The organism is Telluria sp. GW821-FHT07G12 (assembly GCF_059418525.1).
In genome coordinates this window covers 649,008-670,304 of the sequence record NZ_JBWKQA010000001.1, presented here as the reverse complement: position 1 = coordinate 670,304, position 21,297 = coordinate 649,008, and the positions used below count along the sequence as shown (strand labels likewise).

The 21,297-nt window shown below is 65.7% G+C and carries 21 protein-coding genes; 9 read left to right on the top strand and 12 right to left on the bottom strand.

Annotation, left to right across the window (positions count from 1 at the left end; all coding sequences use genetic code 11):
- Nucleotides 1–7 precede the first annotated feature (7 nt).
- A complete protein-coding gene (rph, locus tag AC07PE_RS03200; RefSeq protein WP_498761507.1) occupies nt 8–742 on the top strand; it encodes a ribonuclease PH in 735 nt (244 codons plus the stop codon).
- Between the two features lie 30 nt (nt 743–772).
- Here the strand turns inward: rph and AC07PE_RS03195 are convergent, their stop codons facing one another.
- Nucleotides 773–1,351, bottom strand: a complete 579-nt coding sequence (locus AC07PE_RS03195) for a DNA-binding protein (RefSeq protein ID WP_498761505.1) — start codon at nt 1,349–1,351, stop codon at nt 773–775.
- A gap of 16 nt (nt 1,352–1,367) precedes the next feature.
- Nucleotides 1,368–2,576, bottom strand: coding sequence for a cation:proton antiporter (locus AC07PE_RS03190; protein WP_498761503.1), 1,209 nt, complete (start codon nt 2,574–2,576; stop codon nt 1,368–1,370).
- Nucleotides 2,577–2,786: 210 nt separating this feature from the next.
- Between AC07PE_RS03190 and AC07PE_RS03185 the strand changes: the two genes are divergently transcribed.
- The 3 genes from AC07PE_RS03185 to hemW all read left to right on the top strand — a co-directional run bounded on the left by AC07PE_RS03185 (nt 2,787) and on the right by hemW (nt 5,760).
- Nucleotides 2,787–3,860 carry a glycoside hydrolase family 43 protein gene (locus AC07PE_RS03185; protein ID WP_498761501.1) on the top strand — a complete coding sequence of 358 codons (1,074 nt, stop codon included), beginning with the start codon at nt 2,787–2,789 and terminating at the stop codon, nt 3,858–3,860.
- 68 nt (nt 3,861–3,928) lie between these two features.
- Nucleotides 3,929–4,519, top strand: coding sequence for an RdgB/HAM1 family non-canonical purine NTP pyrophosphatase (gene rdgB / locus AC07PE_RS03180; protein ID WP_498761499.1), 591 nt, complete (start codon nt 3,929–3,931; stop codon nt 4,517–4,519).
- Nucleotides 4,516–5,760: a radical SAM family heme chaperone HemW gene (gene hemW / locus AC07PE_RS03175; protein ID WP_498761497.1), complete on the top strand. Its 1,245-nt coding sequence runs from the start codon at nt 4,516–4,518 to the stop codon at nt 5,758–5,760. Before rdgB ends, hemW begins: the two co-directional genes overlap by 4 nt.
- A 2-nt stretch (nt 5,761–5,762) precedes the next feature.
- Here the strand turns inward: hemW and AC07PE_RS03170 are convergent, their stop codons facing one another.
- The 5 genes from AC07PE_RS03170 to AC07PE_RS03150 form a co-directional block, all read right to left on the bottom strand.
- Nucleotides 5,763–7,340: a methyl-accepting chemotaxis protein gene (locus AC07PE_RS03170; RefSeq protein WP_498761495.1), complete on the bottom strand. Its 1,578-nt coding sequence runs from the start codon at nt 7,338–7,340 to the stop codon at nt 5,763–5,765.
- A gap of 131 nt (nt 7,341–7,471) precedes the next feature.
- Nucleotides 7,472–8,404, bottom strand: a complete 933-nt coding sequence (locus AC07PE_RS03165; protein ID WP_498761493.1) for a zinc-binding metallopeptidase family protein — start codon at nt 8,402–8,404, stop codon at nt 7,472–7,474.
- Between the two features lie 104 nt (nt 8,405–8,508).
- Entirely contained in the window at nt 8,509–9,942 is a 1,434-nt protein-coding gene (locus AC07PE_RS03160; protein ID WP_498761491.1) for an efflux transporter outer membrane subunit, read from the bottom strand.
- The gene (locus AC07PE_RS03155) at nt 9,939–13,100 is read right to left on the bottom strand and encodes an efflux RND transporter permease subunit (protein WP_498761489.1); all 3,162 of its coding nucleotides are present in this window, start codon (nt 13,098–13,100) and stop codon (nt 9,939–9,941) included. Before AC07PE_RS03155 ends, AC07PE_RS03160 begins: the two co-directional genes overlap by 4 nt.
- 18 nt (nt 13,101–13,118) lie before the next feature.
- Nucleotides 13,119–14,360, bottom strand: coding sequence for an efflux RND transporter periplasmic adaptor subunit (locus AC07PE_RS03150; RefSeq protein WP_498761488.1), 1,242 nt, complete (start codon nt 14,358–14,360; stop codon nt 13,119–13,121).
- A 238-nt stretch (nt 14,361–14,598) separates the two neighbouring features.
- On the opposite strand from AC07PE_RS03150, the gene AC07PE_RS03145 reads away from it, so the two are divergent.
- Together AC07PE_RS03145 and AC07PE_RS03140 are read left to right on the top strand one after the other, a co-directional pair.
- On the top strand, nt 14,599–15,138 hold the full coding sequence (locus AC07PE_RS03145) for a TetR family transcriptional regulator (protein WP_498761486.1): 540 nt from the start codon (nt 14,599–14,601) through the stop codon (nt 15,136–15,138).
- Complete coding sequence (locus tag AC07PE_RS03140; RefSeq protein ID WP_498761484.1) at nt 15,135–15,590, top strand: hypothetical protein; 456 nt, start codon at nt 15,135–15,137, stop codon at nt 15,588–15,590. The genes AC07PE_RS03145 and AC07PE_RS03140 overlap by 4 nt, the downstream gene beginning before the upstream one ends.
- Here the strand turns inward: AC07PE_RS03140 and AC07PE_RS03135 are convergent.
- Together AC07PE_RS03135 and AC07PE_RS03130 are read right to left on the bottom strand one after the other, a co-directional pair.
- On the bottom strand, nt 15,557–15,994 hold the full coding sequence (locus tag AC07PE_RS03135; protein WP_498761482.1) for a DoxX family protein: 438 nt from the start codon (nt 15,992–15,994) through the stop codon (nt 15,557–15,559). The genes AC07PE_RS03140 and AC07PE_RS03135 overlap by 34 nt on opposite strands.
- Nucleotides 15,994–16,911, bottom strand: coding sequence for a LysR family transcriptional regulator (locus AC07PE_RS03130; RefSeq protein WP_498761480.1), 918 nt, complete (start codon nt 16,909–16,911; stop codon nt 15,994–15,996). The genes AC07PE_RS03135 and AC07PE_RS03130 overlap by 1 nt, the downstream gene beginning before the upstream one ends.
- Nucleotides 16,912–16,975: 64 nt before the next feature.
- Here AC07PE_RS03130 and AC07PE_RS03125 point away from each other — a divergent pair, with 64 nt between their 5' ends.
- Nucleotides 16,976–18,187, top strand: coding sequence for a YbfB/YjiJ family MFS transporter (locus AC07PE_RS03125; protein WP_498761478.1), 1,212 nt, complete (start codon nt 16,976–16,978; stop codon nt 18,185–18,187).
- A 9-nt stretch (nt 18,188–18,196) separates the two neighbouring features.
- A complete protein-coding gene (locus AC07PE_RS03120; RefSeq protein WP_498761477.1) occupies nt 18,197–18,793 on the top strand; it encodes a carboxymuconolactone decarboxylase family protein in 597 nt (198 codons plus the stop codon).
- 60 nt (nt 18,794–18,853) lie between these two features.
- Here AC07PE_RS03120 and tal read toward each other — a convergent pair whose 3' ends face one another.
- The 3 genes from tal to AC07PE_RS03105 all read right to left on the bottom strand — a co-directional run bounded on the left by tal (nt 18,854) and on the right by AC07PE_RS03105 (nt 20,747).
- The gene (gene tal / locus AC07PE_RS03115; RefSeq protein WP_498761475.1) at nt 18,854–19,783 is read right to left on the bottom strand and encodes a transaldolase; all 930 of its coding nucleotides are present in this window, start codon (nt 19,781–19,783) and stop codon (nt 18,854–18,856) included.
- A 62-nt stretch (nt 19,784–19,845) separates the two neighbouring features.
- Nucleotides 19,846–20,256: a fosfomycin resistance glutathione transferase gene (gene fos / locus AC07PE_RS03110; protein WP_498761473.1), complete on the bottom strand. Its 411-nt coding sequence runs from the start codon at nt 20,254–20,256 to the stop codon at nt 19,846–19,848.
- A complete protein-coding gene (locus tag AC07PE_RS03105; protein ID WP_498761472.1) occupies nt 20,250–20,747 on the bottom strand; it encodes a GAF domain-containing protein in 498 nt (165 codons plus the stop codon). Before AC07PE_RS03105 ends, fos begins: the two co-directional genes overlap by 7 nt.
- A gap of 113 nt (nt 20,748–20,860) precedes the next feature.
- On the opposite strand from AC07PE_RS03105, the gene AC07PE_RS03100 reads away from it, so the two are divergent.
- The gene (locus tag AC07PE_RS03100) at nt 20,861–21,289 is read left to right on the top strand and encodes a hypothetical protein (protein WP_498761470.1); all 429 of its coding nucleotides are present in this window, start codon (nt 20,861–20,863) and stop codon (nt 21,287–21,289) included.
- Nucleotides 21,290–21,297 lie beyond the last annotated feature (8 nt).

Genomic DNA, 21,297 nt, shown 5'->3' with positions numbered 1-21,297 from the left:
ATTCATCATGACTTTCACCACGCGTCCAAGCAACCGCACGGTCGACCAGCTGCGCGCCGTCCGCATCACCCGCCAGTACACCAAGCACGCCGAGGGCTCGGTGCTGATCGAATTCGGCGACACCAAGGTGATCTGCACCGCCAGCATCGAAGAGAAGGTGCCGGGCTTCCTGAAAGGGAAAGGGCAGGGCTGGATGACGGCCGAATACGGCATGCTGCCGCGCTCGACGCACACGCGCATGGACCGCGAGGCCGCGCGCGGCAAGCAGTCCGGCCGCACCCAGGAAATCCAGCGCCTGATCGGCCGTTCGCTGCGCGCCGCGTTCGACCTGGACGCCTTCGGCGAGCGCACCCTGCACCTGGACTGCGACGTGATCCAGGCCGACGGCGGCACCCGCACCGCCTCGATCACGGGCGCGATGGTGGCCGCCTACGACGCCTTCAATGCGCTGGTCGGACGCGGCCTGATCGCCTCGGTGCCGGTCAAGCAGTTCGTGGCGGCGGTCTCGGTGGGCGTCTACAAGGGCATGCCGGTGCTGGACCTCGACTACATCGAAGACTCGGACTGCGACACCGACATGAACGTGGTGATGACCGACCTCGGCCACTTCGTCGAAGTGCAGGGCACGGCCGAAGGCGCGGCCTTCTCGCGCGCCGGCATGAACCGCCTGCTGGACCTGGCCGAGCAGGGGATTCGCGAGCTGGTGACCTTGCAGAAGCAGGCGCTGGGCCTGGCGGGCTGAATCGCGTAGGGTGGGCACGGGGTGCCCACCCTACGACAGCTTGGGCGCCGCCGGGAACAGGTTGTCGACATCGAAGACTTCCGAACGCGCCCCGCCCACCACCATACTGAAGGGCGAGATATCGCGGCTGCCGCCGCGCGAGGTGGACAGGCGGCTGCTGAACAGCCCGAATTCCGTGGCGATCTGGCGCGGCCGCTTGTCGAAGCCATCGTAGCCGCGATCCTCTTCCCGCTCTTCCAGTTCTTCCACCCGGGCTTCGAGCTTCGCAATCGTCTCGCGCAGTGCGGCCAGCTCGCGCTCCTTCTCGCGCAGCGCCTGTTCATGCGCGGCCTCGAGCCGGCGCATGCGCTGCTGGGCGTCGCCGTGCAGGCGGTCGGCCAGCTGCTCGACGAAGTCGTGCAGGCTGCGCGCGGTGTCCTCGCGCCGGAGGCCGGCCTCGAGGCCCTTGTCCTCGTCGGCCAGCTCCTTCAGGAAGCGGTGGATGGTCGACTTCGAGCCGGTATTCCCGAGGGCCAGCCGCACCGCGTCGACGGAAGGGTAGCGTCCCTCCGCCAGCAGCTGGTCGCGGCAGGTCCTGACCTGCGATTTCGTGAGTCCGGTTCTCGCCATATCGTTTATTTAGTTTTCAGGAACTGGCCTGGTTCACAAGCCCTCGGTGCTGCTCCCGGTGCAGCTTGGGATGCACGACCGGGATCGTCAACATGGTACTGCCGACCGCCATCAGCAGCAAGGCCGTGAAGGTTTCGCTGGTGATGATCTGCTTGTCGAGCAGGATGTTGGCGAAGATGATCTCGATCAGGCCCTTGGTTTGAAGCAGCCAGCCGATGATCGATGCTTCGCCGTCCTTCCACTTGAGAACCTTGCCGGCGATGTGGGCGCCGGCCAGCTTGCCGCCGACGGAGGCGAACAGCAGCAGGCCGGCGGCGAAGAACACCTGGTAGCCGCCCAGGTCCCACTTGGTGCGCAGCCCGGTGCTGAGGAAGAACACCGGCATCAGTACCAGCAGCACGTGCTTGAACAGCGCGTCCAGCTGCTCCTGGCCGAACCATTCGACGTCCATTACCACGCCGGCCAGGAAGGCGCCGACCATGAAGTGCAGGCCGGCCCAGTCGGCGCCGAAGGCGCAGGCGATCAGCCAGATCGTCGCGACGTACCAGCGGTCGCTGCGCGGCAGGCGCACCATCAGGCGACGGAACACCAGGGTCAGCACGGCGAAGGCGGCCAGGAAGCCGAGCTGGCGGCCGACGCGCTCCCAGTCCAGCATGATCAGCGCCAGCACGCCCCAGATCGCAACGTCGTCCAGGCTGGCGTAGCGCAGCAGGCGCTGGCCCATCGGCTGGCGCAGGATGTCCAGCTTCTCCATCAGCAGTACCAGCACCGGCAGCGCGGTGACTGCGCAGCCCATGCCGGTGCCCAGCAGGAATTGCCATGGCGCGGCCTTGGTGCCTATCCAGCCAGGATAGTTCAGCAGCAGCAGGGCGGCGGCGCAGCCGAACAGCAGCGGCATGCCGAGCGACAGGCCGGCCGTGGTCGCGCTCTCGCGGCGGTATTGCCAGACCTTCTTCAGGTCGAGTTCTATGCCGGCCAGCATTACGAACAACATCACGCCCCATTGCGCGATGCCGTTCAAGGTCTTCACAACGTCGGGATTGAAGACGAACTTGTGATACTCGGGAAAGAAAGCGCCGATCACGCCCGGGCCGAGGATGATGCCCATGATGATCTGCACAATGGCCAGGGGCGCAAAATAATCGGTCCGGCCCAGCCGCCAGACCAGGTAGGGTGCAACAAAGATCAGCAGCATCGCCAGCAGGAAGATTTCTGTCGTGCTCATAGGTCTCCTTTTCCTTATGTAATTATGTAATGAACAAGTGATGCGTATGCTAGCAGGAAATGGGATCGTTTCCACGGTACCTAGCCGATCTGATAGGCAGGCAGCTGCGTTTACGCGCTTCCACGAAACAGGCCTGGGCGCGCGGCGTTTTCGGCGCTCCCGGCTTCTTCGTCGGAGATAATGTTTCAGCTATTTACTTGGATGAGAACGATGAAGAAAAATCCACGTTTCGTAACGCGCGCTGTCATCTCGCTGTTGATGGCCGCCGCCGGCACGCTCGCGCAGGCAGCCAATCCCATCGTCCCCGGTTGGTACGCCGATCCCGAGATCCGTATCTTCAAGGGCCAGTATTGGATCTACCCGACTTATTCCGACGATGTCGGCAAGCCGGCCCGCGCCAGCAAGTTCACGCCGCAGCAGAAGGAGATGCGCGCCCGGAAGGACCTGATCTGGGAACCCTACCTGAAGCAGACCTTCCTCGACGTGTTTTCCTCGCCCGACCTGGTGCACTGGACGAAGCACGAGCGTGCGCTCGACGTCGAAAACGTCGCCTGGGCCGCCTACGCCATGTGGGCGCCCTCGGCCATCGAGCACAAGGGCAAGTACTACCTGTTCTTCGGTGCGAACGACATCAAGACCAACGGCCAGCTGGGCGGCATCGGCGTCGCCGTCAGCGACGGTCCCGAGGGACCGTTCAGGGATGCCCTCGGCAAGCCGCTGATCGGCGAGATCGTGAACGGCGCCCAGCCGATCGACCAGATGGTCTTCAAGGACGACGACGGGCAGATGTACATGTATTACGGCGGCTGGAAGCATGCCAACGTGGTCAAGCTGGCGCCCGACCTGCTCAGCCTCCTGCCTTTCCCGGACGGCAGCACCTACAAGGAGATCACGCCCGATCCCGAATACGTCGAAGGCTCCTTCATGGCCAAGCGCAAGGGCGTGTATTACCTGATGTGGTCCGAAGGGGGATGGACCGGGCCGGACTACCGCGTCGCCTACGCCATGGGCTCGACGCCCTTCGGGCCCTTCAAACGCGTCGGCACCATCCTCGCGCAGGACGGGAAGATTGCGCGCGGGGCAGGGCATCACTCGGTGGTGAACATTCCCGGGACCGACGACTGGTACATCGCCTACCACCGCCGGCCTTTGAAGGATGACAACGGCCACCATCGCGAGATGGCCATCGAGCGGCTTTACTTCAATGAGGACGGCACGATCCGGCCGGTGGTCATGACCAACGAAGGCGTGGCGCCGCGGCCGCTGAGTTCAGGCGGCCGATAGCGCGGTGTCGTACCCGGAGAGGTCAAGAAGGCTAAAATAACGCCTTCCACGCCTCTCCAAGAACGACCATGACCCAACGCCTCATCCTTGCCTCCAACAACGCGGGCAAGCTCAAGGAATTTGCCCAGCTGCTGGCCCCGATCGGTTTCGAACTGCATCCGCAGGGCGAATTCAAGGTGCCGGAAGCCGAGGAGCCCTTCGGCACCTTCGTCGAAAACGCCCTGCAGAAGGCCCGCCACGCCGCCCGCCTGACCGGCCTGCCGGCGCTGGCCGACGATTCCGGCGTGTGCGTGAATGCCCTGGGCGGCGCCCCGGGCGTGTATTCGGCGCGCTATGCCGGCGAGCCGAAGTCGGACGCCCGCAACAACGAGAAGCTGATCGAGGACCTCGCCAGCCACGCCGACAAGTCGGCCTATTACTATTGCGTGCTGGTCTACGTGCGCCATGCCGACGATCCGCAGCCGGTCATCGCCGACGGCGTCTGGCGTGGCCAGATCGTCGACACCCCGCGCGGCGCCAACGGCTTCGGCTACGATCCGTACTTCCTGATCCCGGCACTGGGCAAGACCACCGCCGAGCTGGAGCCCTCCGAGAAGAACGCCATCTCTCACCGTGGCCAGGCAATCCGCGCGCTGGTCGAAAAGTTGAAACTGAAATGATCCCGATTAAACCCGTCGGCAACGGCATCCCGGCGAATACCGAGCCGCGCAATCCGGCCGCCGCCGCCCTGCAATACCTGCAGCCCGGTGCGCTGAACCTCACTGCGCTGCCGCCGCTGTCGCTGTACATCCACTGGCCCTGGTGCGTGCGCAAGTGCCCCTACTGCGATTTCAACTCGCACGAATCGAACGGCCCGATCCCGGAGCAGGCCTACCTGGACGCGCTGCGCGCCGACCTCGAACAGTCGCTGCCCCTGATCTGGGGCCGCAAGATCCACACCGTGTTCATCGGCGGCGGCACGCCCAGCCTGATGTCGGCGGCCGCGCTGGACCGCCTGCTGTCCGACCTGCGCACCCTGCTGCCGCTGGAGATCAATGCCGAGATCACGATGGAAGCGAACCCCGGCACCTTCGAGGCCGAGAAGTTCAAGTCCTACCGTGCCAGCGGCATCACCCGCCTGTCGATCGGCATCCAGAGCTTCAACGGCAGGCATTTGCAGGCGCTGGGCCGCATCCATGACGAGAACGAGGCGAGAAAGGCCGTCGAGATCGCGCAGGCCAACTTCGACACCTTCAACCTCGACCTGATGTACGCGCTGCCGGGGCAGACGCTGGAAGAAGCGCGACGCGACATCGATACCGCGCTGTCGTATGCGCCGCCGCACCTGTCGCTGTACCACCTGACGATGGAGCCGAACACAGTGTTCGCCAAGTATCCGCCGCAGCTGCCCAGCGACGACGAGAGCGCCGACATCCAGGACATGATTGCGGAGACCATGAAAGCTGCGGGGTACCAGCACTACGAGGTCTCGGCCTATGCGAAGCCGGGACACCAGGCGCGCCACAACCTGAATTACTGGAATTTCGGCGACTATCTCGGCATCGGCGCCGGCGCCCATTCGAAGCTGTCCTTCCCGCACCGCGTGCTGCGCCAGGCGCGCTACAAGCAACCGGGCTCCTTCATCGAGGCGGCGCAAAAGGGCAATGCGGTGAGCGAGGAACACGAGATCACGCGCGCCGAGATGGGCTTCGAGTTCATGCTCAACACGCTGCGCCTGACCGGCGGCTTCGACCCGAACCTGTTCGGCGAGCGCACCGGCATGTCGATCACGGCCATCGAAAAAGCCCTCAACGAAGCCGAGGGCAAGGGCCTGATCTACCGCGACTTCAAGCTGATCAAGCCGACCGAACTGGGGCAGCGCTTCCTCAACGATTTACAAGAGATGTTCCTGACGGACTAGAATCAGCGCAGGGCCAGCGCCTTGCCCGGATCGGCGACCCGGAAGCGGCGCATCAGTTCTTCCAGCCGTGCCGACTGGTCCTGCATGCTGGTCGCCGCCGCAGCGGCTTCCTCGACCAGCGCCGCGTTCTGCTGAGTGGCCTGGTCCATCTGCGTGATCGCGGCATTCACCTGATCGATGCCGGCGCTCTGCTCGCGGCTGGCGGCGGTGATCTCGGCCATGATGTCGGTCACGCGCGCCACGCTGGCCACCACTTCCTCGATCGTCGCGCCGGCCTGCTGCACCAGCGCCGTGCCGGCATTCACCTGGGTCACCGAGTCGCCGATTAAACCCTTGATCTCGCGCGCCGCGGTGGCCGAGCGCTGCGCCAGGTTGCGCACTTCGGAGGCCACGACCGCGAAGCCGCGGCCCTGTTCGCCGGCGCGCGCCGCCTCCACGGCCGCGTTCAGGGCCAGGATATTGGTCTGGAAGGCGATGCCGTCGATGACGCCGATGATGTCGACGATCTTGCGCGAAGCGCCGTCGATGGCGCCCATGGTCTGCACCACCTGGCCGACGATCTCGCCGCCGCGAGTCGCCACCGCGGATGCCGCCTGCGCCATCTGGTTGGCCTGGGTGGCGTTGTCGGCGTTGTGGCGCACGGTCGACGTCAGTTCTTCCATCGATGCCGCGGTTTCTTCCAGCGAACTTGCCTGCTGCTCGGTGCGGCTCGAGAGATCGAGGTTGCCGCTGGCGATCTCGGTGCTGCCGGCGGCGATCGTGCGCGTGCCTTCCTTCACTTCCGCCACCACCTTTGCCAGGCCATCGTTCATGGACTGCATGGCGCGCATGAGATCGCCGATTTCGTCTTTGCGGCCATGGTGGAAGGAGCCGGTCAGGTCGCCGCCCGCCACCGTTTCGGCCACCTTCACGGCGCGCGACAGTGGACGGATGATGCTGCGCGTGATCGCTACCGCGCCGAAGACGCCCAGCACCACCATCAGCACGTTCAGCAACAGCACCAGGCGCGCCCGTTCGTCATAGGCGGCGCGGCTGGCGGTCGTCATCTGGTCGATGGTCTTGCGCTGCATGGACAGCAGTTCCTGCAGTCCGGCGGAATAGGCCTGGGCGGCTGGGGCGAAACCTTCGTTGTAGCGGCGCTCGGCGGTTTCGGCGTCGCCGGCCTTCTTCGCATTCATGACCTCGACCTTGGCCGCCTGGTATTTGGCGCGCAGGTCCTGCACCTTGGCCAGCTGGGCTTTCTCTTCCGGCGAGTCGAGCAGGGGTTCGACCTGCTTGATGATCTCGGTGCTGCGGGTCACGCTGTCGGCGATGTCCTTGGCGAACACGGTGCTCAGGGTCCCGTCCGTGCTGCGCGCGATCAGGGAGGTGCGCACGATGGCGGAGTAGGTGTTCACATTCCAGTCCGATACCAGGCGCTCCTTGGCGAGCGGGACGGCCAGCATCCTTTCGGTGGCGTTCGCATTGGCGCGGGCGGTCAGCAGGGCGGAAGCGGTGGCGATGGTGGCGAGTACCAGGATCGATGCAAAGGCGACGGCCAGGCGGGTGCCTATGCGCGTGTGACGCAGGAAATACTTCATGTGTCCCCTCTTGTTTATTTTTTATTAAGCTAGTGCTTGGGCGCACTATCCGAGGAAAGTATGCGATATTTACTTGCGGTATGGAAAAACTTTTTACACGGCGGCGGTGGTTTGTCGCAAATATGCACCGCTCAGGTGCGCGCCCCTGAGGCGAGCCGGACGATGGTACGGGCCAAGCCCTGCACCACGCGCGCCGTGCTGTCGTAGTCGAGCTTTTCCAGCGTGTCCCCGGCCCCGTCCTTCGTTGTCGTCTGGTAGTAGGGGTAGCGCAGGAATCCCGTGTCCGTGATCATGATCGCCGGATAGCCGAAGCGCTGGTAGGAGGCGTGGTCGGAAAAGGTCACGCCCTGCACGTAGGCCGGGGTGGCCAGGCCATGGGCCGGGAAGTCGGAGATGGCGCGGAAGGCCGATAGCGCGTCCTGCACCCGGCGCGAGGCTTCCAGCGTGCCGACGAAGGCGATGAAGTTGCCGGTGTCCGGGTAGCCGGTGTCCGGATAGCAGTCCGCCATCGCCTGCGCCAGCTTTCGGCTCTGGCGCTGCGAATACCAGCCGATGGCGGCCAGCACCGGCGAGGCATCGTCGTGCTCCACGCTGCCCAGCGCCTCGTCCTCGGACGAAGACGAGGACGGCGCCTCGTCGACAAAGAACACGAACTTCACTTCGGTGCCATGGCTCGGACGCATGTCCTTCAACAGGCGCGCCAGTGCGAGCACGGCTGCGCTGCCGCTGCCATTCCGGTCGTAACGGGCGCCGACGATGAAGATGCGCGCCGGCTTCGCGTTCGGGGCAAGGTTGGCCACCGACGCCTCGATGTTGTCCACCTTCCTGCCGCCGAGCCGGTAGGCCTGGCGCCGCACCGCATAGCCCTCAGCCTGCAGTACGCCCTCGATATAGTGCGTCGGGTCCTGTTCGCTGGACGCGATGGCGGCCGCGTCGGCGCGCAGGCGCAGCGCCAGCGAAGGTTCGGCCACGGCGGCCCCCGGCGTCACGGTGAACAGCGCCAGCAGCACCAGCAGGACGATGGCGACCAGGACTTTCCAATGTGAGCGCAGAAAGGTTCGCATGGCATGAAAGACGCCGCAAAAAGAGACCGGGGCCGGCCTGCGATTTCATCATACCGAAATCGCAGTCCGGCCCCGGCAGGGCGCTTTCAATTATGCGAAGTAACTCAGCGTGCGGTAGTCGCCGTCGCGTTGGCAGGCTCGCTCCAGCCGCCACCGAGCACGCGGTACAGCGTCACCTGGTTCTGCAGGCGCGCCAGGTTCGCCTGGATCGCCTGCTGCTGGGCGGTGAACAGCGAACGCTGGGCGTCCAGCAGGTCCAGGTAGCTGGCGGTGCCGTTGCGGTAGCGCAGGTCCGACAGGTTGAAGCGGTCGGCTTCCGCGGCGGCCACGGCCTGCTGGGCGCGCAGCTGCTCGCTGAAGGTGGCCTGGCCGGCCAGCGCGTCCGAGACTTCGCGGAAGGCCGACTGGATCGACTTCTCGTAGCGGGCCACGGCGATGTCGCGGCCGGCGCGGGCGCTCTCGACGCCGGCGCGGCGGGCGCCGAAGTCGAACAGCGGCAGGATCGCCTGCGGCGCGAAGGTCCAGCCGTAGGAACCGGACTTGAACAGGCCCGACAGTTCCGAGCTGGCGGTGCCGCCGCTGCCGGTCAGCGTGATGCGCGGGAAGTAGTTCGCGCGCGCCGCGCCGATGTCGGCGTTGGCTGCGATCAGCTGCTGCTCGGCGGCGCGGACGTCCGGACGCGAGACCAGCAGGTCCGACGGCATGCCGGCCGGCAGGTCCGGCAGGTTGGTGCTGGCCAGGGTGCCGCCCGGCGGCAGGGTGTCAGGAATGGTCTGGCCGACCAGCAGGGTCAGCGCATTCGTGTCCTGCGCGATCAGGCGCTGCTGCTGCGCCAGCACGGTGCGGGCCTGTTCGACCAGCGAGACCGCCAGCTGCAGGTCGAGCTTGGAGATCACGCCGTTCTCGAAGCGCAGCTGGGAGAGGCGCAGCGATTCCTCGCGCGTCTTGAGGGTCTGCTGGGTCAGGTCCAGCAGCTCCTTGTCGGCCAGCAGGGACAGATAGGTGTTGGCCACCGTGGCGATCAGGCTGATCTGCGCGGTCTTGCGCGCTTCCTCGGTCGCCAGGTACTGCGCCAGCGCCGCATCGCTCAGGTTGCGCACGCGGCCGAACAGGTCGAGCTCGAACTGGCTGACCGACAGGCCGACCTGGTAGCTGCTGGCCAGCGGCGCATCGCCGGGCGTCGAAGCGCGGCTGGCAGTGATGCCGCCATTGATCGCCGGGAATTGTGCCGCGCGCTGGATCTGGAAGGCGGCGCGCGCCTGCTCGATATTCAAGATAGACACGCGCAGGTCGCGGTTGTTGGCCAGCGCCATCTGGATCAGCTGCTGCAGGCGCGCATCCGCAAAGAAGCGCTGCCAGGCGATGGTGGCCGGGGCCTCATTCGCCACCGGATTGCCGCTGTTGACGGTGCCTTCCACGGTCGGGAAGGCGCCGGCCACCGGGGCGGCCGGGCGCTCGTACTTCGGCGCCAGGTTCACGCAGCCGGCCAGGGACAGGGCCAGGACCAGGGGAGTCAGGACGTTTTTCATTTTTTTCATTTAATCTCTTCCTTCACAATGCCGGCGCTGTCGGCGTGGTGTTCGTAGACCTCCTGCTGGCGCTTGCTGCCCTTGAAGAAGCTGCGGATGACCACGAAGAACACCGGCACGAAGAACACGCCGAGCGCGGTCGCGGTGATCATGCCGCCCATCACGCCGGTACCGATGGCGCGCTGCGAAGCCGCACCGGCGCCGCCCGCGATCACCAGCGGCAGCACGCCGAGGATGAAGGCCAGCGAGGTCATGATAATCGGACGGAAGCGCAGGTGGGCAGCTTCGATGGCCGCTTCGATCGGCGACTTGCCCTGCGCCTGCAGATCCTTCGCGAACTCGATGATCAGGATCGCGTTCTTCGCCGCCAGGCCGATCACGGTGATCAGGCCGACCTTGAAGTAGACGTCGTTCGGCATGCCGCGCATGGTGGCGGCCAGCAGCGAGCCGAGCACACCCAGCGGCACCACCAGCAGCACCGAGACCGGGATCGACCAGCTTTCATACAGCGCGGCCAGGGCCAGGAACACGGCCAGCAGCGAGAAGCCGATCAGCACGAACACGGTCGAACCGGACAGGATTTCCTCGCGCGACTGGCCGGTCCATTCGTAGGCGAAGCCCGCCGGCAGCTTGGCCGCCAGGTTCTGCATCTCCTGCAGGGCGTCGCCGGACGAGTAACCCGGCTTCGGTTCGCCTGTGATGCTCATCGCCGGATAGCCGTTGTAGCGGGTGGTCTGCTGCGGGCCGTTGATCCACTTCGTGCTGGCGAAGGCCGACAGCGGCACCGGCTGGCCCTTGGTGTTCATGGCGTTCAGGCGCAGCAGGTCTTCCGGCTGCATGCGATCCTTCGCATCGGCCTGCACCACCACGCGCTGCAGGCGGCCGGCGTTCGGGAAGTCGTTCACGTAGCTCGAACCCAGCGAGGTCGAGATCGCGGTGTTGATCGCATCGAAGGTCACGCCCAGGGCCTGCGCCTTGTCGCGGTCGATGTCGAGCTGCAGCTGCGGTGCGTCTTCCAGGCCTTCCGGACGGATGCCGGTCAGGACCTTGCTCTGCATCGCCATGCCCAGCAACTGGTTACGCGCTTGCAGCAGGGCTGCGTGGCCGAGGCCACCACGGTCCTGGAGACGGAAGGAGAAGCCGGCGCCGCGGCCCAGTTCCGGGATCGGCGGCGGGCTCACCACGAAGATGAAGGCGTCGCGCAGGCCCATCAGGTGACCCGTGATGCGGCCGGCCAGGCTCTGTGCGTCCGAGCCTTTCGCCTTGCGCTCGTCCCAGGACTTCAGCGGGATGAAGGCGAGGCCCATGTTCTGGCCCTGGCCCGAGAACGAGAAGCCGGTCACGGACACCATGTCGGCCACTTCCGGCTGCTTCATCACATAGTCTTCGGCGGCCTTCAGCACGGCGCTGGTGCGCTCGGCGGTGGCGCCCGGCGGCAGCTGGATGTTGGCGATGACGTAGCCCTGGTCTTCGTTCGGCAGGAAGGAGTTCGGCATCTTGGTGAAGATGAGGCCGACGACGCCCAGCAGCAGCGCGAACACGATCAGCGCGCGGCCGGTGCGGCGCAGGATCTTGCCGACAAAACCTTCATAGCGCTTGGCGCCGGTGCTGAAGGTGCGGTTGAACCAGCCGAAGAAGCCGCGCTTCTCCATGTGGTGGCCGGCGTCGACGGGCTTCAGCAGGTGCGCGCACAGGGCAGGGGTCAGGGACAGCGCCAGGAAGGCCGAGAAGGCGATCGAGGACACCATCACCGCCGAGAACTGGCGGTAGATGTTGCCGACCGCGCCGGCGAAGAAGGCCAGCGGCACGAACACCGAGATCAGCACCACGGTCACGCCGATGATCGCGCCCGAGATCTGGCCCATGGCCTTGCGGGTGGCGGCAAGCGGCGGCAGGCCTTCCTCGGACATGATGCGCTCGACGTTCTCCACCACCACGATGGCATCGTCGACGACGATACCAATGACAAGGACCATGCCGAACATGGTCAGCACGTTGATCGAGAAGCCCAGCGCCAGCAGGGTGGCGAAGGAGCCGAGCAGGGCGACCGGCACCACGATGGTCGGGATCAGGGTGTAGCGGATGTTCTGCAGGAAGACGTACATCACGATGAACACCAGGATCACGGCCTCGATCAGGGTCTCGATGACCTGGCTGATGGAGATCTGGATGAACTTGGTGGAGTCGTAGGGAATCGCGTACTTCATCCCGTGCGGGAAGTACTTCGACAGCTCGCCCATGCGGGCCTTGATCAGGTTCGCGGTTTCGAGCGCGTTACCGGTCGGCGACAGCTGCACGCCGATACCGGTGGACGGCTTGCCGTTCAGGCGCGCGGAAGTCGTATAGGCCTGGCCGCCGATCTCGATGCGGGCCACGTCCTTCAGGCGCACGGTGGAGCCGTCCGGGTTCGCGCGCAGCACGATGTTGCCGAACTGTTCGACGTTCGACAGCTGGCCGGTGACCACCACGGTGGCGGTGATCTGCTGGCCCAGGTTCAGCGGCAGGTCGCCGATGGTGCCCGAAGCCACCTGGGCGTTCTGGGTGCGGATCGCGTTGTTGACGTCCGCGGCCGACAGCTTGAAGCCGACCAGTTTGGCCGGATCGATCCAGACGCGCATCGCCTTCTCGGTACCGAACAGCTGGGCCTGGCCCACGCCCTTGATACGCTGGATCTCGGGCAGCACGTTACGCGAGGCGTAGTCGCCAAGCGCGATCGGGTCCCAGTTCGGGTCGTCCGAGGAGAGGATGGTGAACAGCAGGAAGTTCGAGCGGGCTTTATCCACGCGCACGCCCTGCTGGGTCACGGCCGCCGGCAGGCGCGGGGCCGCGCGCGACAGGCGGTTCTGAACGTCGACCTGGGCCAGGTCGGGATCGGTGCCGGTCTCGAAGGAGATCGTAATGGAACCGGTGCCGTTGGCCTGGCTGGTCGACTCCATGTAGACCATGCCTGGGGAACCGTTCATCTCGCGCTCGATCACGGAGATGACCGAGTCCTCGAGGGTTTGTGCCGAGGCGCCGGGGTAGGCGACGCTGACCACGATCGACGGTGGCGCCACGGTGGGATATTGCGCGATCGGCAGCTGCTTGATGGCGACAGCACCAAGCACCATGATGAACAGCGCGATCACCCAGGCGAAAATTGGGCGGTCAATAAAAAAACGAGCCATAACGAATTCCTGTTTCTCTTATTTAGCCGCGTTTGCCTGCGCACCTGCAGGAGCGGCGGCCGGCGCTTTGCTCTGCGTCCCGTCGGACACCGGGGTCCAAGGCACCGGCTGCACCGGCGTACCCGGCGGCAGCATCTGCAGTTTCTGGAAGCCGTCGACCATCACTTTCTCGCCTTCCTTCAGGCCGTCGGTGATGACCCAATTGCTGCCTTCCTGGGATGCGATCTTGACGGTGCGCGGGGTCGGCTTGTTGTCCGCGCCGATCACCATCAGGGTATCGCCGGTCTGGCCGCCGCGGGTCACGGCCTGTTGCGGCACCACGATGCCGGCCGGGAGTTCGGCCTGGGCCAGGCGCACGCGCACGTACTGGCCCGGCAGCAGGGCGTTGTCCGGGTTCGCAACCTGGGCGCGCAGGGTGACCTGGCCGCTGGTCGGGTCGACAGTCACGTCGGAGAACAGCAGCTTGCCTTTACGGCCGAGTTCCGTGCCGTCGTCGAGGACCACCGACACCGGAATCGCCGAGTCGATGCCGCGGTTGCCGGCGCTCTTGCGCAGGCGCTGCAGGTCGGCGGCGGACTGGGTGATGTTCAGGTAGACGTTGTCGGTCTGCTGGATCAGCGCCATCTGGGTCGCTTCCTGGGCCGAGACGAGCGCGCCTTCGGTCACCAGCGCGCGGCCGATGCGGCCCGAGATCGGCGCGTACACGTTCGCATAGCCGTAGTTGATCTGGGCGATGCGCAGCTGGGCCTTGGCGGCGTTGACGTCGGCCTCGCCCTGCTTGGCGGCGGCGACCGCGTTGGTGTACTCCTGCTTGCTGACCGCATTCGCTTCGACCAGCGGCTTGTAGCGCTCGACGGTGGCGGCGGCCGAAGCTTGCGTGGCCTGGGCGCGGCCGAGTGCGGCCTGGGCGCTGTTGACCTGTGCCTGGTAGGGTTCCGGATCGATCTGGAACAGCGACTGGCCCTGCTTGACCATGCTGCCTTCGGTGAACAGGCGCTTGAGGACGACGCCGTTGACGCGGGCGCGCACTTCGGCCACGCGGATCGCTTCGACGCGGGCCGGCAGTTCGGTCTCGAGGGCGACCTGCTGGAATTTGGTGGTGATCACGCCGACTTGCGGCGGAGGCATCTTGCCGCCCGCGGCGCCGGCGCCGGCTGGGGCGTCGTCCTTCTTGCCGCAGGCCGACAGCAGGGCCAGGGCGGTCAGGGTGCACGCAGCGATCCTGGTCAGATTCAAGGTTGAGGAGTGGGCAGAGCGCATTAAGCTTCCTTTTGTTAAGAAAAGGACAAGACCGCCCGCGGCACTTCGTTGGCGCCACAGTCGATTCGTCACTGGCTTTTGGATAAACCCAGATATACTATCACGAGTGTATGTTTAATGTTTTCAGACCACAAAAAATTGGAGAGAGGCGCCGATGGCCCGCAGAACCAAAGAAGAGGCCGCTGCCACACGTGACAGCATTCTTGATGCCGCAGAAAAATTGTTTGTTGAACAGGGCGTGTCCCGAACAACTTTGCAGCATATCGCAAGCGCCGCCGGTGTGACGCGCGGCGCAATTTATTGGCATTTCGACGACAAGGGCGCGCTGTTCAACGCGATGATGGAGCGCGCGACCCTGCCGCTGGAAGCCGAGCTGCAGTTGCTGGACGAGGCCGAATCCAGCGACCCCTTGTCCGACCTGCGCGACTACATGCTGGCCGTGCTGCGCCGCACCGTCGAGGATCCGGGCGCGCGCCGCGTGTTCGAGATCGCCACCCTGAAAGTCGAATTCGTCGACGAGATGGACGCAGTGCGCTTACGCCGCCAGGTCAGCATGAGTAACTGGATGGCGCGCGCCGAGCGCCGCATCAAGCTGGCGGCCGACAAGGGCCTGATCGGCAAGGACGCCGATCCGTCCAGGATCGCGCTGGCGATGTGGGTGATGATCGACGGGATGATCCGCAACTGGATGTTCGCGCCGCAGAGTTTCGACCTGCTGCAGCTGGGGAAGTGCGTGATCGATCCGTATATGGAAGGCTTGCGGGCGGGGCGCCGATGAGATTCCTGTTCGCGATGCTCGCCGGCCTTGCCTGCGCCCCGTCCGTCCTGGCGCAATCCCTGCCGTTCGAAGGGCGCTGGCTGCTGGACGATGGCTCGGGGCCGAAAGCGGTCTACACGCGCCTGAACATCGAGGGCGGGAGCATGACCTGGACCGGCGCGGATAAAAGGGCGTCGCCCTGCGTGCAGCAGTTCGAGGTGAAACAGGAGCGCCCCGGCACGGTCTACGTGGACGGCCGCGGCACCCGATTCCTTGCCGGAGTCAAGGGCAGCATCCCGACGTATCTGCTGCAGTTGCGCGCCAGCACCTGCGGCCGCGCCGGCGAGGAAACGCGGATCCGCTATCCGCTGGTCTACGATACGCAGCACATCGAAGTCATCGGCTACGTGAACGGCAAGCCCGTCAGCTCACGACGGTTTCATCGCAAGCCTGGCGCCAAGCGAGGTCCTTGAAAGCGGCGTGGACGCCAAGTGCTCCATTGGATCAGCCACAACAAGGAAAGCTGGATCGGCAAACGCAGCCATAGCGCCCACAGCGGTATGTGGAACAGTTCCGGCCGCTGCAGCATGTAGATGTGGACCGGGGTGACGGCCACGGTCAGCAGAAACAGCCCGATGCCGGCCGCCCTGCGTACCCGCGGTATCAGAATGCCGGCCGCACCCAGTAACTCGGCGACGCCACTGACCAGCACCGCCGCCACCGGCCAGGGGATATAAGGCGGTACGACACTGGCTTCGAGGCGGGTCGCGGCAAAATGCATGATCCCGCCGATGAAAAACCAGACGAACACGGTCGACAGGCCAAGCGCCTGCTTCTTGCTGATCTGGCGATTTGCCCAGGCGTTTCGCAAGATCATCACAGTTCGGCGACCGCAGGATGCGCAGCCTGGACGACGGCTTCTTCCTTGCCGGCGCTATCGCGCAATATCGTGATCAAGCCCTCCAGCGCCAGCGAAGGCTCGCCGCGCCACACCAGGTGCGTGCGATTCTCCGCGATCCGCGCCGGCAGCTTGTGCTGCCTGACTTTGTCCGAAGCCTGCAGCGCGCCCAGCACGCTCTGCGGCACGACGGCAAAGCCGGTGCCCGCCGCCACGCAGGCGATCATGCCCTGGTAGGAACCGAATTCCAGCACCCGCTCGGCCACCACGTCCTCGCTGCCCAGCCAGTCGTCCAGGCGCCGGCGGTAGGAGCAGCCGTGGGCGAATGCAATCATCGTCAGGCGGCCCAGGTCCTTGGCGCTTCGGATAGTCCCGGCATTGCGCGGCGTGATCAGGACCAGCTCTTCGCGGAACACCGGCAGCGACTGCAGTTCCGGCGCCGTGAAGGGTTCGGACACGAAGGCGGCCTCGATCTCGAAATTCCTGACCTTGTTGAGCATGGCGCCGGTGGTGCCGGTGACCAGTTCCACCACCACGCCTGGATGCGCATCGTGGTAGCGCGACAGGATGGGCGCGAGGCGGCTGCCGGCCGTGCTCTCCAGCGAGCCGAGCCGGAACACGCCCTGCGGCTTGCCGGTGCGCAGCTCGTCGACGGCTTCGTCGGCCAGGCGCAGCAAACGGGTGGCGTAATTCAGCAGGGTCCCGCCCTCGCTGGTAAGGCTGAGCGAGCGGCCGTCGCGCCGGAACAGGCGCACGCCGAGGTATTCTTCCAGCTGGCGGATGCGGGTGGTGACGTTGGACGGCACGCGGTGCAGCTTTTCCGCGGCCCGGTTCACGCCGCCTTCGCTGACGACGGTGCGGAAGATCAGCAGGGCTTCAAGGTCGATTGTTCTCATGGAGAGAATGATAGTCCACTTTTATTCATTAGTCAGCGCGCGCCGGCTGCGCTTTAATACAGGCATGGACAGCACAATACTTTCGACAAGCGCCAGGCCCGGGCGTACCGCGGCGGCAGTCTGCGCGGCCGCCATGATCTCGCTGGCGGTGGCCATGGGCATCGGCCGCTTCGCCTTCACGCCCCTGTTTCCGCTGATGGTGAGGGATGGCCTGATCGACAGCCATGCCGGCGCCATGCTCGCCGCCGCCAACTACCTGGGCTACCTGGCCGGGGCGCTGGTGGCCGCCCGCATCCGCATCAAGCCGGCGCTGCTGCTGGCGCTGGGCCTGGCCGGCACCGTGATCATCACCGCGGCGGTCGGCTGGACCGCGTCCGGCTTCTGGTGGGCCGTGCTGCGCTTCCTGGCGGGCGTGATGAGCGCCTGGACCCTGGTCGCGACCAGCGCCTGGGGCCTCGGCTGGCTGGCGGCGCTCGGACGGCCCGACCTGGCCGGCGTGCAATTCTCCGGAGTCGGGATCGGCATCGCCGCCGCCGGACTGTTCTGCCTGCTGCTTGGTTCTTCATTTCCGTCGCCGCAGCTGTGGATCGGCCTGGCGGCGCTGGGCGCGCTGGCCTCGGTGCTGCCGCTGATGCTGAGCCGCAGTCTGCCTGCGCCGCCTTTGTCGCCTGCTGCGGCTGCGGCTGCGGCGCCCGCCGTGGCAGCTGCGCCTGCAAAGACCGGCGGCCTGGTCGCCTGCTACACCCTGTTCGGCTTCGGCTACATCCTGCCCGCGACCTATTTGCCGGCGCTGGCGCGCCAACTGGTCGACGATCCGCACGTGTTCGGCCTGGCCTGGCCGGTGTTCGGCGCCGCAGCTGCCATCTCCACGGTGCTGGTATCGTGGCGCCTCGCGAAGGCCAATCGCATCGGCGTGTGGGCGGCCGCGCACGTGCTGATGGCGATCGGCGTGCTGCTGCCGGCGGTGTGGACGTCCTTGATGAGCGTGACCCTGGCCGCGCTGCTGGTCGGCGGCACCTTCATGGTCATCACCATGGTCGGCATGCAGGAGGCGAGGGCGCGCGCCGAAGGCCAGGCCACGCGCGTGCTGGGACGGATGACGGCCGGCTTCGCGCTCGGCCAGCTGGCCGGGCCGCTGGTCAGCGCCGGCATCGCGCGACTGACGGCCAGCGAGGCCGGTGCATTGAAGCTGGCGCTGACCCTGTCGGCGCTGGGACTATTGGCGAGCGCCGTCTACCTGTGGCGCCTGCGCAGCCACGATCAACCATCTCGATAAGGAGCAAGCATGAGCACCCCACAGGGCTTCGGCCCGATGACCAACGAGCGCCTCCCGCTTCCGTCCCGCGACGGCATGAGCGAGGCCCAGCAGGCCGCCGCCGACAGCATCATCAACGGGCCGCGCAAGGCCATCTTCGGGCCCTTCGTGCCGCTGCTGCAGGTGCCGGCGCTGATGGAGCACATCGGCAAGACCGGCGAGACCCTGCGCTTCCGCGGCAGCCTGAAGGATGCGATCCGCGAACTCGTGATCTGCGTGGTGTCGCGCGAGACCGGCAACCAGTTCGAGTGGCAGACCCACGCGCCGGCAGCCATCAAGGCCGGCGTCAAGGAGGAGGCGATTGCCTCGCTGGGCGCGGGACGCCGTCCGCGCGACCTGCCGGGCGACCAGGCTTGCGCGGTAGATTTCGCGCACGAGCTGATGCTGCGCCAGGGCGTGAGCGATGCGACGTACGCCGAGGCCGTGGCCCACTTCGGCGAGCCGGGGACTGTGGAGCTGACCGCGCTGATCGGCTACTTCACGATGGTGTGCTGGGTGATGAATGTGGCGCGCACGCCCGGGCCGGCGGGGTCGAATACGCCTGGGATGACGGCTTTCCCGGGCTAGAAAAGCAAAACGGCGGCTCGAGGCCGCCGTTGTTATTTGTGACGCTGAGTCACAAATCGATCAGCGCAGTTCCTCGATCATCTTCTTCAGCTTGACCGAATCCGCCACGAAGGCACGGATACCTTCGGACAGCTTCTCGGTACCCATCGCATCTTCGTTCAGCATGAAGCGGAAGGTCTTCTCGTCCATCGCGATCTTCTGGAGATCGGCGCCGGCATCGGCAGTCAGCTTGCGCTCGACCGGCGCATCCGCATCGGCCAGCTTCTGCAGCAGGTCCGGCGAGATGGTCAGCAGGTCGCAGCCGGCCAGTTCCAGGATCTGCGAGGTGTTGCGGAAGCTCGCGCCCATCACCTCGGTCTTGTAGCCGAACTTGCGGTAGTACTGGTAGATGCGCTTGACCGACTGCACGCCCGGATCGTCCGCACCCTGGTAGTCGGTGCCGGTCGATTTCTTGTACCAGTCGTAGATGCGGCCGACGAAAGGCGAGATCAGCTGCACGCCCGCTTCGGCGCAGGCGATGGCCTGGCACAGCGAGAACAGCAGGGTCAGATTGCAGCGGATGCCTTCCTTTTCCAGGATCTCGGCGGCGCGGATGCCTTCCCAGGTCGAGGCGATCTTGATCAGCACGCGCTCGCGCTTGATGCCGGCGGCTTCGTACAGGGCGATCAGTTCGCGGCCCTTGGCGACGGTCGCTTCGGTGTCGAAGGACAGCGCGGCGTCGATCTCGGTCGAGACGCGGCCCGGCACGAACTTCAGGATCTCGACGCCGAAAGCGATCAGCAGGCGGTCGACGATCTCTTCGACGCCGGCGCCCTTGGCTTCGGCGACGGCCTTTTCCAGCAGCGGACGGTATTCCGGCTTCTGCACGGCCTTCAGGATCAGCGACGGATTGGTGGTCGCGTCCTGCGGGGCGTAGGCCTTGATCGACTGGAAGTCGCCGGTGTCGGCGACGACAGTGGTGTACTGCTTGAGCTGTTCGAGTTGGTTCATGATGCTTGGAAAGTGATGTGAGATACGAATTCCGTGATTGTACCGTACCCGCAGCCGGCGATTTATTCGAAAAAGCGCATGCCGGCATATGGCGCCGCGCGGCATTCGGCCAGGCGGCTGGCCAGGCTGCCGACGTGGGCTTCGAGCTGGTGGCCGTCCGGATCCAGGAAATAGAAGGAATCGCCTTCGCTTTTGTTCCGGCGCCACTCGACCGTGCCGGCTTCGAGCAGGCGCGCGCGGAAGGCCGCGAAATCGTTCTGGGCAATGTCGAAGGCGACATGCGTATAGTCGGGGTCCTGGCCGGCGGCGCGCTTGCCGTCGAGCGATAGGCACAGCCATAGCTCGCCCAGGCGCAGGTAGGCGCCCGTGTTCCAGATCGCGGCCGGCTTGAAGCCGAGCAGGTCTTTATAAAAGGCGAAGCTGCGGTTGAGGTCGGCAACCGCCAGGGTCAGGTGGTTGAGTCCGGTCAGCAATCGGTGGCGTCCAGGAAGGCCGCGATCATGGCTTCCAGGCCGGCCTTGTCTTCGTCCGAGAAACGGTCCAGCTTCGGGCTGTCGATATCGAACACGCCGACCAGCTTGCCGTTCTTGATCACCGGAAGTACGATTTCCGAAGCCGAGGCTGAGTCGCAGGCGATGTGGCCCGGGAAAGCGTGGACGTCCGGCACCACGATGGTCTCGCGCTTGACGGCGGTGGTGCCGCAGACGCCGCGGCCGAAGGGGATGCGGGCGCAGGCCGGCTTGCCCTGGAAGGGGCCGACCAGCAGGTCCTCGCCTTCGCCTTTCTTGCTCGGCACGGTCAGGTAGAAGCCGGCCCAGTTGAGGTCGGCGAGGGTGTCGTAGACCAGGGCCGAGAACTGCGAGGCGTTGGCGGTGAGGTCGCGCTCGCCTTCGAGGACGCTGGCGACCTGGCGTACCAGCAGGTCGTAGTCGGGGCGGGTGCTGCGTTCGGGATTGATGTGCATGGCGGTGACGGCGTCGGTCGATGTCGAAACGCGTATTTTACGGCAGGGTGCGCCGTCACGCAGCGCGCCCCCGGTGCATTATAATTTTGGCATTCGGCGCCACTCTCTCAGCCATGAACCAATTTTCCAAGATCACCCATCCGGACGGACTCGTCGAGCTTTCCTCGGAAGCGGGCAGCTTCAGGTTCCGGCGCCTGCGCCCGGGCGTCCTGCTCGTCACGATCAGCGGCCAGGACAACGGCCAGTTCGGCCAGGCGGCCCTCGACGAGATGCGCATGGAAATCCTGCGCACCCAGCCGCTCGAGTTGCTGGTGGACGCCGAACAGACCACGCTGGTGTCGACCGAGGTCAGCAAGGAGTGGACCCAATTCTTTTCGAACTGCCGCACCCAGCTCAAGCGCGTATCCGTGCTGACCGGCTCGCGCTACATGAACCTGGTCGTATCGATCTCCCAGCACCTGTCCCAGACGGGCAATCTCATCACCGTCACCTCGGATCGCGCCGCCTTCGATGCCGCGGTGGAGCGCGCCCGCCAGGCCTGAACCTGGCT